Below are 12814 nucleotides of genomic sequence, written 5' to 3'. Positions count from 1 at the left end.
TCACTGGAGTCCGTCTCGTGCGACAAATACTTTCGTTGTTCCCTGCCCTGCGCCCCTTCGCCAGCGAAAGTTCACGTATGTGGACGGGACCAGCCCGCGACGTGACCTGACTCCTGCCGGCGGACGGGTCGCGGTCGTGGGACACACCGTCCGTCGGAGCCGCCGTGTCCCCTGTTCGCTATGCGACGACCGCCAGTCCGCGGCACGTCTGTGACTCGAACCGCTCCGGCCACGGGACGTCGAGAGCGTCCCACGACGAGCCGGCGTCGGCAGAGCGGAACAGGCCGTGGTTGTTCGCCGCGTAGACGACGCCTGCTTCCCCCGTCGTCGCGAGCACCGCGCGGAGGACTCCCTCACCGGTCGGCAAGACGTCGCTGTCGACGCGCTGCCACGCCGCGTCGCGCCCGTCGCGCCGGTAGACGTACGACTGGGCCGCGCCGGGAAAGTGGGCCGTCCGTGCGCCGCGTGCGGCGGACACGACGAGTCGGTCCGGATCTCCCGGGTCTGCGACGACGCTCCAGCAGTATCGATGGTCCAGCCCGTCCTGTGGATGCGACCACGTGTCGCCGCCGTCTCTGGAGACCGCGAACCCGTCGCCCGCGGCCGTGTAGACGAGGCCTTCGCGATCCGGGTGCGTCGCCATCGAGTGATTGTCCCTGCGCGCTCCGTCGGGGTGGTCCCGCCAGGTTTCGCCGCCGTCGTCCGTCCGGATCAGTGCGCCCGCTTCGATCCCGACGTAGAGGTGTTCGGGGTCGCGTGGATCGACCTCCAGCCAGCGGACGTGGTGGGTGGACGGCCGCGGCGGAAACGACCACCCGGCTGCCGACGGCAGGTCGGTCACCCCCGGTCGTCGGCGCCAGGTTTCCCCGCCGTCCGTCGACCGGTAGACGGCGCTGGGTTCCGTTCCGGCCCACACCACGTCCGGGTCAGCGGGACTGGCTGCCAGTGACATCACTGTCGACGACTCGATGGTGTCTGCTCCGACTCGCTCGAAAGTGTCGCCGCGATCAGTGCTCCGGTAGAGTCCGTCGTCGAAGGTGCCGACGAGCACGCGGTCGGGTCGTGCGGCCGTCGCGAGTACGCACTTGAGGTCGTGGGTTCGCAGCCGCTCGGTGACGCGGACGTCCCCCGCTTCTTCGGTCGCCACGAGCAGGGAGTCCGCCATTGCGGCGTAGATGCGAGTCATGCGAACGAATTGCACTCCTAGACGGATAGCCGTCTCGGCGCCTGGGTTCCTCGACTGCTTGGATCAGTACGTGGCTGTCAGTCAGCACCCGGTGGCTCCCGATCCTGGAAATGTCCGATGATCCCGCTCGGAACGGCGACGCCCAGCGCCAGCGCGGCCCAGCGGAGCGGGCCCGTGTAGCCGAACTGGCCCATGAGCAGGAAGAGGCCGACGCCGCTGGTGAGGCCCAGCAGCATAATGACGCCGGCCCGTCGATCAGCGTCCATACCTCTCAGTGGACGTTCTCCCTCCTGAGCGTTTCGACGAATCCTGACCATCAGTGGGCAGACGGCAACCCGCCGGCAAGAGGCGATATACCTCCGAGCGCCCACCCTAGTAGGCATGGAGACCGTCACTACCCGACTGCGGGAAGGGGAGGTGGCGCTGCTGGATCGATTGGTCGAGATTCGCGGTGGCAGTCGGAACGACGTCGTTCGAGACGCGATCCGCACCTGCGTTCGCGACGAACTGATCGAGATTGCGCTGGAACGCTACAGAAACGGAGAGGTCGGCATGCGAGGAGCGGCCGAACTCGCAGGCCTCACCATCGGTGAGATGATGGCGGCAGCCAACGACCGGGACACCCTCTCGAACGACGACGCGACGGACATCGAACGGGACGTCAAGGTGCTCCGATGAATCGGACCGACCGAACGCTCCTGATCGACGCTGACGTGTTCATCACCTTCGCCGAGATCGGTGCGACGGACCTTCTGCGGACGATGGCGGGCGTGCTGTGGATGCCAGTGCCGGTCGACCAGGAGATCGTCGGCCGACCGGCTGCGACAGTGCTTGAGAGAGCCGTCGACGCTGGTTGGTTACAGATCGCAGCCCCACCGCCCGACCAGTACGTCCAGTACGCGGCGATGCATCTCGGCCGCGACGTCGATCGGGTTACCTACAACGGAGACATCCTGCTGCTTGCCCACGCGCTCGCCGCTCCCGACGCCGTCGTCATTACTGACGACAATCCGCTACGGAAGTGCTGTCGGACCCTCTCGATTCCCGTGGCCGGGTCACTCGCGGTCCTGATCCGAGCCGCGGAACGCGGCGACGCTGACCCCGCGAGGGCCACGGCGCTCCTGCTCTCCATTGACGAGGTCGGCCCGCGCCTCAGCGCGTCGGCCCTCCGAACCGCGGAACAACTGATCGCCGAGACGACGGAAACAGCTCCGTCAGACGAGGCCGTCACCGACGACAGCGTCTAACAGCAAAAATTCGCGTCGTGGTCAGTCGTCGCCCGCGCCGGTGGCTTCCGTCTCCGTTTCGGCGTCGGTCACCGCGGCGGCGTGTTCCCGGTCGGCGCGCGGTCCCTCCAGATCGACGGCCGGAAGCAGGTCACGGAGGTAGCGACCGGTGTAGGAGTCCTCTGAGCGGGCGACGGCCTCGGGCGTCCCCGTCGCGACGACCTCGCCGCCGTTCTCGCCGCCTTCGGGGCCGAGGTCGACGATGTGGTCGGCGTTTTTCACGAGATCGAGTTCGTGCTCGATGACGACGACGGTGTTGCCGTTGTCGGTCAACCGGTGGAGCACGTCGATGAGCTTGCGCTCGTCTTCGGGGTGCAGCCCGGTGGTCGGCTCGTCCAGCAGGTACAGGGTCTCGCCGGCGTCTTTCTTTCCGAGTTCCTCGGCGAGCTTGACCCGCTGGGCCTCCCCGCCCGAAAGCGTCGTCGAGGGCTGGCCCAGTCGCATGTAGCCCAGGCCGACGTCTTTCAGGAGCTTGAGCCGGCGGCGGATCTGGCTGTGGCTCTCGAAGAACTCGTAGGCCTCCGCGACGCTCATGTCGAGGACGTCCGCGATGGTCTTGCCCTTGAACGTCACGTCCAGCGTCTCGTCGTTGTAGCGCGCGCCGTCACACTCCTCACAGGGCACCTGCACGTCAGAGAGGAAGTTCATCTCGATCGTCACCGTGCCCTGGCCGCCACAGCCCTCACAGCGGCCGCCCTTGACGTTGAACGAGAAGCGACCCTTCTCGTAGCCGCGCTGTTTCGCGAGACTGGTCTCGGCGAACAGCTCGCGGATGTGGTCGAACACGTCCGTGTAGGTCGCGGGGTTCGAGCGCGGGGTGCGCCCGATGGGCGACTGGTCGATCAGGCGCACGGTCTCGATCTCGTCGAGGCCCTCGATGTCGTCGTGCTCGCCGGGATCGACGGAGGTGTTGTCGTTCATCCGGCGAGCGAGTCCCTTGTAGAGGATGTCGTGCATCAGGGTGGACTTCCCGGAGCCCGAGACGCCCGTGATGGCGGTGAACGAACCCAGCGGGAGGTCCACGTCCAGATCGTCGAGGTTGTGCTGGCGGGCGCCCGCGATGGTGATGTGGCCGTCGGGGTCGCGCCGTTCCTCGGGGACGGGGATGGTCCGCTCGCCCGCGAGGTACTCGCCGGTGGTGCTCTCTTCGCAGTCGACGACCTCGTCGAAGTCGCCGTTGACGACGACCTCGCCGCCGCGCTTGCCGGGGCCGGGGCCCATGTCGATGATGTTGTCGGCGCGGCGCATCGTCTCCGTGTCGTGTTCGACGACCAGCAGCGTGTTCCCGATGTCGCGGAGTTCCTCCAAGGTGTTCAGCAGCCGGTCGTTGTCCCGCTGGTGGAGGCCGATGGAGGGTTCGTCGAGCACGTACAGCACGCCGACGAGCCCGGAGCCGATCTGCGTGGCCAGGCGGATGCGCTGGCTCTCCCCACCGGAGAGCGTCGACGCCTCACGGTCCAGGGTCAGGTACTCGAGGCCGACCTCGCACATGAAGCCCAGGCGGGCGCGGATCTCTTTTAAGATCTCCTCGGCGATCTTCGTGTCGCGCTCGTCGAGGTGTTCCTCCATGCCCTCGAAGTGCTCCAGGGCGTCGCCGATGGACATTCGGTTGACCTCCGTGATGTCGGTGTCCTCGACCAGAACGGCGCGGGACTCGGCCTTGAGCCGCGTTCCCTCACACTCGGGACAGGTGGTGACGGCCATGTACTCCTCGATGTGGTCGCGCGCCCGGTCGCTGTCGGTTTCGACGTACCGGCGTTCGAGGTTGTTGATGACGCCCTCGAAGCGCTCGGTCTTCTCGCGGGTGCCGTTCTTGGTCGTCCACTCGAAGTGGACCACGCCGTCGGTGCCGTAGAGGAACTGCCGCTGGACGTCCTCGTCCAGGTCCTCGAACGGCGTGTCGAGGCTGACGCCGAAGTGCTCGGCGACGTTGTCGAGCTGGCGCGAGTAGTACGTCCGGTTGTAGCTCCAGGGCTCGAAGACGTGCTTGAGCGGCTTCGACGGGTCCTGGATCACGAGGTCCTCGCTGACCTCCTTCGTGGAGCCGATGCCCTCACACTCCGGACACGCGCCGTGGGGGGAGTTGAAGGAGAAACTGCGCGTCTCGATCTCCGAGATGTCGATGTTACAGTGAGTGCAGGCCAGGTCCTCGGAGAACTCGACGACGAGCCGATCGTCGTCGGTTGCGTTCTCGGCCGCTTCGTCGTCGGCGAGATCGCCGGTCGCGCGGGCCGTCGCGCCCCCCAGTTCCACGTCTGCCGGTGGGTTCGGGAGGATGACCTTCAGAACCCCCTCGCCTTTCTCAAGGGCGGTCTCGACGGAGTCGGTGATGCGCGAGCGAGCGTCCGGGCTGACCTTCACGCGGTCGACGACCACGTCGACGGTGTGGTCGTAGTTCTCGTCTAAGTCGGGGCGGTCCATGGTGAGGTCGTAGCTCTCGCCGTCGACCTCGACGCGGCTGTACCCCTCGCTGACCAGCTCGTCGAACAGGTCCTCGAACGCGCCCTTCTGATCGCGGACGACCGGGGCAGCCAGCTTGGCTTTCGTGCCTTCCGGGAGTTCGAGCACCCGCCGGACCATGTGCTGGGCGCTCTGCTCGCCGACTTCGCGGCCACACTCGGGACAGTGCGGAGTGCCGACCCGTGCGTAGAGGAGTCGCAGGTAGTCGTGGAGCTCCGTCACCGTCCCGACGGTCGAACGGGGGTTGTTCGCGGCGTTCTTCTGGTCGATGCTGATCGCGGGCGAGAGCCCCTCGACGTTCTCGACCTGTGGTTTGTCCATCTGGCCGAGGAAGTTCCGGGCGTATGCCGACAGCGACTCGATGTAGCGCCGCTGGCCCTCGGCGTAGATCGTCTCGAACGCGAGCGAGGACTTCCCCGACCCCGACAGTCCCGTCACGACGGTCAACTCCTCGCGCGGGATTGTCACGTCGACGTCCTTGAGGTTGTGTTCCTCAGCCCCGCGGACCTCGATGTTCTCTCTGGTCATCTATGCGCTGTCACGGGCGCACCCAGTGAAACCCTGTCGGTTCCCCTCGTCGACGCGGTCGTACTCGTGGGTTGCCCGCCACCCCGGCCGACCACCACCTACGCCCAGCGATCCGACCGTGAACGGTGCGTGTTCGGCCATCGTTCACGCCCACTGGCAGTTTTCACGTGTGATAACCAGGACTGCAACGAGAGTGGCGCTACCGTTTGATATCATCGGTGAAAATGGGTTCTCACCGCGGTAAATGGCCAGAATCAGGAATTGAATGACACGAACGGTAGTGCCTCTTTATTGTGCGTGCGGGGAATATCACAGATGATGCCTGGAACAGTGTATGCAGTTGCCGGCAGCAAGGGTGGTGTCGGCAAAACGACGACGGCAGCGAATCTGGCGGCCACGTTGCGGGCGACCGGCCGGGCGGTCGTGCTCGTGGACACGGACCTCGCCATGTCTAACCTGAAAGAGGTGATCGGGCTGACCCACGAGCTGACGATTCACGACGTCCTGGGCGGCCAGTGTTCGCTTGACGAGGCTATCATCGAGGAGTCCGAAGACGTCCTGGACACGCCGGGTCGACTCGACGTCTTACCAGGCGCGACTGAACTCGACGCCTTCGCGACCGCTGATCCGGAAGCGCTCACCGGCGTCGTGGAGGACCTCGCCAACCAGTACGACACTGTCGTCCTCGACACGTCAAGTGGTATCACTCGTGAAACAGCGGTCCCCATCGCGGTGGCCGACGAAACCCTCGTGATGACGACGCCGACGAAGGCAGCCGTCCTCGACGCGGAGAAAACCGTCGAGTTCGTCGATACCGTCGGCGGCACCGTCGGCGGTCTCATCATCTCTCGACACGCCCCTGGTCTCTCTGACGAGGAAATTCTCGACATCGTCGGGGTCGACCATCTCGCGACCATCCCCGATCTCGACACTCCCGGCGTCGACCCGCTTCGGCCCTACCGGACGCTCGTCGTCCGCCTGCTCATCGGTCGCGACGTCGCGACCGACCCCGCGGCCGTCCTCGACATCGGCGAGGGCGAGACGCCGCGGATCACCAGCACGCTCGAACCAGTCCCCGAAGACGCTGCCAGCGACTCGCCTGGGGACGCGCCGACCGTCGACGACATTCACGCGGACTCGCCGGCCGACGACGTGGAGACATCGGCCGACGCCGCGTCGGCAGCCGACGACGACGAGTCGATCCCGGTCGAAAACGAGCAGCAGAAAGACGGGACGCTCAACCGATTCGTCAACGCGATCAGCGGCCACGGCAGCTAATCCCGACGATTCGTCCGCTCTGAGCTGCTGTCGCTTCTTTCTCTTCACCCCTCGTTCGTGACGATGGCCTGCGTCGGCAGGCTGGCGACGGTCCCGACCACGAGCGGATACAGCGTTCCGTAGAGCAGCGTCTGAACGCGGTTCGGGTGGAACGCGATCGCAATGGAGGTCCCGTTTGCCGGGTTCGTCTGCTGGGTCTGCACGAAGAGGAACGTCCCGACGAGCGCGAGCAGGAGGTACCCGATGGTCATCGACAGTCCGGTCATGACCGCAAGTGCGACGCTCCGCTCGTCCGGGTCGTGCCAGTACGTGAAGGCGACGGTGACCCCCAGGATCGCGAGGATCGGGACGGCGTAGTACAGGCCGGCGTCCGTCGCGTTCGCGAGCAGCGAGAACGGCGTTCGCGCGATCGACTGCCCGGACGGGAGTGGCTCCGCTGCTTCGGGAATGAGCGTTATCGTGTGTGCGTTGTAGAGAATAAAGCCCAGCTGCATCGCCTTCTCCGACGCGGCACCGGGAAGCTCCTTGATGACCCCGGCGAGATAATACGCGCCCAGGAGTAGATATCCGAGCACGAACGCTCCGCTCCCCGCTACGAGGCCACCGGCCCACGGGAACGTGAGTACGCGCTCGATGAGGAACTCGACAACTGACTCGGCGATACCTCCGTCACTGTCGTCCGGGTTCGTTGCTGCCACACCGGAGGGCCGACCCGATATAAAAAAAGCGTTCCGGAGCTTGTAAGGGATTTGTCAAACCGTTTCGGGGAGCCACCCGCCGGAAACCTCCACGTTCGCACCGCTGACGTAGTCGCTATCAGGAGCAGCAAAAAAGAGTACGGGCTGTATCACGTCCTCGAAACTCGCCGGGCGCCCGCGCGGGAGCTCGTCGGGGAACTCGTCGGAGTTCTCGACCACGTACGGCGAGACGGCGTTGACCGTGATGCCCTCTGACTGGGTGTCGGCCGCGAGCATCCGCGTGAACATTACTACGCCCGTCTTGGCGACGAAGTACGGGAAGTTCTTCGGGCTGACGAGCGCTCGCTCCGCGCTCGCATAGCCGACGTTGACGATCCGGCCGGCCCCCTGGGCGCGCATCCCCGGGAGCGCACGCTTCGAGCAGAGGTACGTGCCGTTCAGATTCGTTTCCAGTACCGTATTCCACGTCTCGAAATCCATGTCCTCCCAGTGCTCGGGCGCGAACGCACCGACGTTGTTGACGAGAACGTCCACGGTTCCCAACTCCGCCTCGACGGTCTCGAACAGCGCGTCCACGTCGTCGGGGTCCGTGACGTCGGCCTGTGCGGTCGTCACGTCGACGCCGCTCTCTCGGGCGCGCCCGGCCACTTCGGCGGCTTCGTCGTCGCTCGTCCGGTAGTGGACGGCCACGTCTGCGCCACAGGCAGCGAGTGCGAGGAGCAATTCGCGGCCGACGCCTTTCGCGCTGCCAGTCACGAGTGCCGTCTGTCCGGAGAGGTCGGGTGCGAGCATACCTCTCCTTGGGTCCCATCTCTTTTCATCGTCGGGATTTTTCGCCCCGCTCTGTCGCTAGTCACACGGACGCTCGCTGCCCAGTATCGGTGCTGTGTTGCGCACGTCAGCATCCGCCGAGCGAGCAACGCGAGCGAGGCGGTTCACTGCTGGCGAGGTCAGCGAGGGACCGAAGGTCCCTCTGGTAGCCGGTGCTACGCGCCGACGACGAAGACCGAGCCAGCAGCCATTTTTAGCGTAGATTTTTGCGAGGAGTAGTGGGCGAGCGGAGCGAGCGCATCCCCACGAGGAAATCGGTACGTCAGTCGCTCTCGCCGTCCATCTCGGGACCGGGGACTGCCGTCGCCGGTTCCGGGCCGAGTTCCGGTTGGGCCGAGTGCTGGCCGGCGCCCAGGTCGTGGGGCGTGTAGCGGTCCCAGAGGACGAGCACCGCGGGGAGGACGAAAATCGACGTGAGGAACGCGTAGACGATGCTCATCGCCGTCAGGATGCCGAACTGGCCGATGGCGGGGAACAGCGCGAGCGCGAGCACGCCGATGCCGAACACGGTGGTGAACATGCTGCTCATCAGCGCGCCCCCGGTGCCGCGCACCGTGCGGTCGAGTGCGGGCATGAGCGGCCGTTCCTGGCGCTCGTCGGCGAAGCGGTGGACGACGTGGACGGAGTAGTCGATCCCCAGGCCGATGGTGATCGCCAGCATCGTCGCCGTGAGCGCGTTGAACGGGATCTCGAGGAAACGCATCGTCCCGGCCAGCAGCGCCACCGTCACCACGATTGGGATGGTGTTCGCGATGCCGAGCGACGCCTCGCCTTCCAGTACCCAGTAGACCAGCACCAGGAACAGCGTCGCACCCAGGAGTGCAACGGCGAGGCTCTGGATCGCGGACTCGAAGATGACGTCCGAGACGGCCTGGAACACGACGATCTGTCCGGTCGCGATCGCTGTGTCGCGGTAGCGGTCAGCCAGCTCCCGGGAGTCCGCCGTGATCTCGCCCTGGCTGGCCTCGGCCTCGACGGTGTAGACGACGCGGGCGCTCCGGCGGTCTTCGGTCATGTACCGCAGCGCCTGGTCGCGCGCCGGGGAGGATAGCAGGGCGTCGTAGACCTGTTCCAGGTTGTCGTCGGGCACCCCGTCGTCGTCGCGGTCGTTGCGCGCGACGAGTGCGGCGAACTCCTCGTCCCGCTCGGCGTGGGACTGAATGACGGTGACGATGCTCGTGCTGTCGGCGCGTCGGTCGTCGGTGACGATGCTGTCTGGCGGGTTCTCGCCGGCCTTGTGGATGTCCTCGAGCGCCGTGTCCCTCGTCATCGCTCCCTGGACGTAGACCGTCGCCGAGTCGCTCTGCGTCGAGGCGAACTTGTCTTCGAGGAAGTTCGTCTGCTCGGTGACCGTGTAGTCGTGGGGACGGAACGGCTCGGGGAGCTGCATGACCCAGTCGGGGTTGTCCTCCGGCGGCAGGAAGTCCTCCTGGGTGAACGAGGTGGAGACGCCCGTCGCGTAGTACCCGGCCGCTCCGCTCGTGACGAGCATGAGCAGGAGGAAGATCGCCGGCGCGCGGTCGGCGATGACGACGCCGCCCCGGAGCACGCGACTGAACGCCGATCCTTCCGATCCCAGCGGCGTCGTGCTCATCTGCGGGATCGGATAGCGCTCGCGTATCTTGTCGACGTACACCTTCGCCGCCGGGAGGAACACGCCGAAGATGAGGAACGTGAAGACGATCCCGACCGATGCGACGACGCCGAAGTCCTGAATCGGCGGGAGCGAACTCGTGAGGTTGGCCGCGAAGCCGATCACGGTCGTCCCGGTGACGATGAAGAAGGCGACGATCAACTGGTCGGTCGTGATGCGCATCGAGGTCTCGACGTCCTTCCCCTGGACCTGCTCTTCGCGGTAGCGGTTGACCGCGTGGATCCCGAAGTCGATCCCGACCGCCAGCAACAGCGGCGGGACGGTGATGAGCATCTGACTGAACGGGATTCCCGCGAGGCCCATGTACCCGAACGTCCAGACGATCGCCATCGCCAGCGAGACGACTCCCAACAGCAGGTCGATCAGATCGCGGTAGGCGATGACGAGGAAGAACGTGATGAAGATGACCGCCGCGGGAACGACGATCAGCAGCGAGTCGGTGATGACGTTGGAGAACTCGTTCGCGATGATCCCCGAGCCGAACACGTCGATGCTGTCGCCGCTGTCGGCCGATTCGACGATGAACTGGCTCTGCTCCTGGAGCGGCGTCAGGGGGCTTGACCCACCCTGGCCCGAACTCTGGGAGATGCCGGCCGGCACGTCGTGTTCGACGAGGCCGATCGTCGCCGACGCCGACGCCGAGCGGCGGTTGAAGTCGGTGCTGACGAGCGTCGTGAACCGGGGGTTCTGTTCGGCCGCCCGCGCGACGGCAGCCTCGACCTGTGACGGCGTGGCCTGTTCGACGGCGTCGACCCGCTCGGCGGGGGTGCTGGCCTTCGGGTCTAGCTGCTGGGCGACGAGGCCCGCAGCGCTCGACGTCGAGGAGACGCGGAGCCCCTGCTGGTCTTCGAGTTGTTCCTGGGTCCGGAGCATCCGGAGCAAGGCGGGCTTCGAGAGGACGTTCTGACTCGACTGGATGAGCTGTGTGTTCCCGGTGTCGGTCGCGAACGGGTCCTCGAAGTCCTCGTTGACTGCAGTGTAGGCTTTCTCTGCGGGCAATCCGGTGGTGAACTGGGACGTTCCGGCCGAGGTGCCGACGCTGCCCAGCCCCGTCCCGAACACGACTGTCAGGACGAGAAAGGCCAGGATGATTCGGCCCGGCCGCTCGACGATGGTCTCGTCGACGCGGTCGATGATGCGCTGGTAGTCCATGTATGAAACGAATCTCCGCGGGTTACCGGAACCGGAAGTAGCCGCCGATGCCGACGACCGCCGCGACGCCGATCCCGACGATCACGAGCGGGAAGCCGCCGCTTCCGCCGCCCTGTTTCTCGGTGACAGTCACCGGCTCCCGGTACGTGTCCGAGACGAACGTGTCGCCGTCTTCGTCGTCGTACTGGAAGTCCATCGAGACCGGGTAGTCCTTCGCGATCGCGCCGCTGGCGGAGACGGTGAACGAGATCGTCGTCGAGTTCCCGGGTTGCAACTCGTCGATGTACGCCTCGGAGTCACCGGCCGAGATCGGGTCGTCGGCGAACAACTTCGCCGAGATGTCCGTCATCGTCTCGCTCGCGGTGTTGGTCACGACGACCTCGAGGTTCGCGGTCTGGCCGTTCGAGAGGCTCCCCTTCTTGACGTCGACGTCGAAGGTGTCGGTTTTCTCGCCGACCTTCTGGCGCGTCGTCAGGGAGTCGCTCTTTCTGATCTCGTCATCGCTATCACGGTACTCCGCGACGAAGGAGAACTGTCGCGGGCCGGATTCGGCCCCGTCGCTGATCTCGACCGCGAAGTCGAAGTTCGCGGACTCGCCGGGTTCGAGATTGCCGACTGAGTACTCTCGTTCGGTCGGATTGACGTTCTCGTTTTCCGTCGTAAGTCGCATGACGACGTCGCGAGCGACGGTTTCCCCGTCGTTCGTAACTGTTCCCCGTAACGTCCGCTCTTCCCCCACCTGGAGGTCGCTCGAGACGTTGCTGAGGGAGAACTCCATCTCCGGCAGCGGGGTCACGCCCAGTTTGAGCGGGTCGGACTGATAGTTCACTCCGTCGGTGTCCTCGAATTCAGTGGTTGCCGTGAAGGCGTAACTCTGTTCTTTGGCGTCTTCAGAGGCTCTGACCTGATACGAGACGGTCTTTTGCTCGCCGGGCCGCCAGGTGCCTTTGTATCGCGTTGCCGAACTCGCTCCGTTCCCGAAGGTAAGGTCACCGTTGGGCGATTGCATCGCGACCGTGGTGTCGCTGGCCGCCTCGGTGCCGACGTTCTCCATCGTCATGTCCACGGTCCCCGACGATCCGACCCGGACGTTGGTCTCAGTGTCGACGATCTCGAAGCGTGCTCTGTCCTCGATCTCGACTTCCACGTCGAAGTGTCGCTTCGTCGTTTTCTCGTTTACTCCGCCCTCGAGTTCCCCGACCGTCATGGCGTGTTTGTACTCGACGACGACTTCCATCTCGTAGGTCCCCGGCTCGGCGTCCTCTGCGACTGTCACCCCGAAATCGAACGGTGCCGACGTTCCCTTGGCTATCTGGGCCTTCGTCTGTGCGTTGTCTCGGACTTTGATCGGTGCCCCATTGGATTTCAGTTCCACTTCCACACCCCGTGCAGTCGTCACTTCGTTGTTCAGACTGGGATTCCTGGTCGAACTCACCTGGAGCTGTCCTTGATTTGTCAGTTTGACCGTCAGGTCCGTACTCTCGTCTGGCGTTAATTTTTCGTTCGGAACTGAGACTTTGAACTCTGGACTCCCGTTGACCGACGCTACTACCGACGTCGGCACGAGCAACGATACGACTACCAGTGCGACCGCGATCTGTGAACCCCTCATGATTTTGATTGAACGTTCATTCAGCTACTTGCTCTGATTGAACGTTCATTCAATACAAAAAACTTTCCACTTAGGTACAGGACGTCCGGTGATGCGAAAGGTTATTTGTGGGTGATTGAATATTCAGTC

Annotated in this window: 11 protein-coding genes; 3 read left to right on the top strand and 8 right to left on the bottom strand. The window is 65.0% G+C overall.

The features are described from left to right. Nucleotides 1-178: 178 nt before the first annotated feature. Together ACFR9U_RS12255 and ACFR9U_RS12250 are read right to left on the bottom strand one after the other, a co-directional pair. On the bottom strand, nt 179-1186 hold the full coding sequence (locus ACFR9U_RS12255) for a WD40/YVTN/BNR-like repeat-containing protein (RefSeq protein WP_247380707.1): 1008 nt from the start codon (nt 1184-1186) through the stop codon (nt 179-181). A 77-nt stretch (nt 1187-1263) separates the two neighbouring features. Continuing rightward, nucleotides 1264-1452 carry a hypothetical protein gene (locus ACFR9U_RS12250; protein WP_247380709.1) on the bottom strand — a complete coding sequence of 63 codons (189 nt, stop codon included), beginning with the start codon at nt 1450-1452 and terminating at the stop codon, nt 1264-1266. Between the two features lie 115 nt (nt 1453-1567). Between ACFR9U_RS12250 and ACFR9U_RS12245 the strand changes: the two genes are divergently transcribed. Continuing rightward, complete coding sequence (locus ACFR9U_RS12245) at nt 1568-1864, top strand: UPF0175 family protein (RefSeq protein WP_247380711.1); 297 nt, start codon at nt 1568-1570, stop codon at nt 1862-1864. Then, nucleotides 1861-2433 carry a PIN domain-containing protein gene (locus ACFR9U_RS12240; protein WP_247380712.1) on the top strand — a complete coding sequence of 191 codons (573 nt, stop codon included), beginning with the start codon at nt 1861-1863 and terminating at the stop codon, nt 2431-2433. Before ACFR9U_RS12245 ends, ACFR9U_RS12240 begins: the two co-directional genes overlap by 4 nt. 21 nt (nt 2434-2454) lie before the next feature. On the opposite strand, the gene uvrA is transcribed toward ACFR9U_RS12240, so the two are convergent. Together uvrA and ACFR9U_RS12230 are read right to left on the bottom strand one after the other, a co-directional pair. Beyond that, on the bottom strand, nt 2455-5460 hold the full coding sequence (gene uvrA / locus ACFR9U_RS12235) for an excinuclease ABC subunit UvrA (RefSeq protein WP_247380713.1): 3006 nt from the start codon (nt 5458-5460) through the stop codon (nt 2455-2457). After that, nucleotides 5461-5601: a hypothetical protein gene (locus tag ACFR9U_RS12230; RefSeq protein ID WP_379814416.1), complete on the bottom strand. Its 141-nt coding sequence runs from the start codon at nt 5599-5601 to the stop codon at nt 5461-5463. It abuts the gene before it with no gap. Between the two features lie 177 nt (nt 5602-5778). Here ACFR9U_RS12230 and ACFR9U_RS12225 point away from each other — a divergent pair, with 177 nt between their 5' ends. Beyond that, on the top strand, nt 5779-6738 hold the full coding sequence (locus ACFR9U_RS12225) for a MinD/ParA family ATP-binding protein (protein ID WP_247380714.1): 960 nt from the start codon (nt 5779-5781) through the stop codon (nt 6736-6738). Between the two features lie 44 nt (nt 6739-6782). Here ACFR9U_RS12225 and ACFR9U_RS12220 read toward each other — a convergent pair whose 3' ends face one another. The 4 genes from ACFR9U_RS12220 to ACFR9U_RS12205 form a co-directional block, all read right to left on the bottom strand. Then, entirely contained in the window at nt 6783-7436 is a 654-nt protein-coding gene (locus tag ACFR9U_RS12220; RefSeq protein WP_247380715.1) for a DUF7978 family protein, read from the bottom strand. A 54-nt stretch (nt 7437-7490) separates the two neighbouring features. Then, nucleotides 7491-8228, bottom strand: coding sequence for an SDR family NAD(P)-dependent oxidoreductase (locus tag ACFR9U_RS12215; protein ID WP_247380716.1), 738 nt, complete (start codon nt 8226-8228; stop codon nt 7491-7493). Between the two features lie 301 nt (nt 8229-8529). Beyond that, the gene (locus ACFR9U_RS12210) at nt 8530-11073 is read right to left on the bottom strand and encodes an efflux RND transporter permease subunit (RefSeq protein ID WP_247380717.1); all 2544 of its coding nucleotides are present in this window, start codon (nt 11071-11073) and stop codon (nt 8530-8532) included. Nucleotides 11074-11095: 22 nt separating this feature from the next. After that, nucleotides 11096-12508, bottom strand: a complete 1413-nt coding sequence (locus ACFR9U_RS12205; protein ID WP_247380718.1) for a COG1361 S-layer family protein — start codon at nt 12506-12508, stop codon at nt 11096-11098. Nucleotides 12509-12814 lie beyond the last annotated feature (306 nt).

Source organism: Halorientalis brevis (genome assembly GCF_042678165.1).
In the GTDB taxonomy this organism is placed as follows: Archaea; Halobacteriota; Halobacteria; order Halobacteriales; family Haloarculaceae; genus Halorientalis; species Halorientalis brevis.
This window is presented reverse-complemented; position numbering and strand designations above follow the sequence as displayed.

Coding starts and splice junctions, on each gene's coding strand:
- ACFR9U_RS12210 (WP_247380717.1), bottom strand. CDS start 11,073: ATGGACTACCAGCGCATCATCGACCGCGTCGACGAGACCATCGTCGAG.
- uvrA (WP_247380713.1), bottom strand. CDS start 5,460: ATGACCAGAGAGAACATCGAGGTCCGCGGGGCTGAGGAACACAACCTC.
- ACFR9U_RS12245 (WP_247380711.1), top strand. CDS start 1,568: ATGGAGACCGTCACTACCCGACTGCGGGAAGGGGAGGTGGCGCTGCTG.
- ACFR9U_RS12255 (WP_247380707.1), bottom strand. CDS start 1,186: ATGACTCGCATCTACGCCGCAATGGCGGACTCCCTGCTCGTGGCGACC.
- ACFR9U_RS12230 (WP_379814416.1), bottom strand. CDS start 5,601: ATGGCCGAACACGCACCGTTCACGGTCGGATCGCTGGGCGTAGGTGGT.
- ACFR9U_RS12215 (WP_247380716.1), bottom strand. CDS start 8,228: ATGCTCGCACCCGACCTCTCCGGACAGACGGCACTCGTGACTGGCAGC.
- ACFR9U_RS12225 (WP_247380714.1), top strand. CDS start 5,779: ATGCCTGGAACAGTGTATGCAGTTGCCGGCAGCAAGGGTGGTGTCGGC.
- ACFR9U_RS12240 (WP_247380712.1), top strand. CDS start 1,861: ATGAATCGGACCGACCGAACGCTCCTGATCGACGCTGACGTGTTCATC.
- ACFR9U_RS12250 (WP_247380709.1), bottom strand. CDS start 1,452: ATGGACGCTGATCGACGGGCCGGCGTCATTATGCTGCTGGGCCTCACC.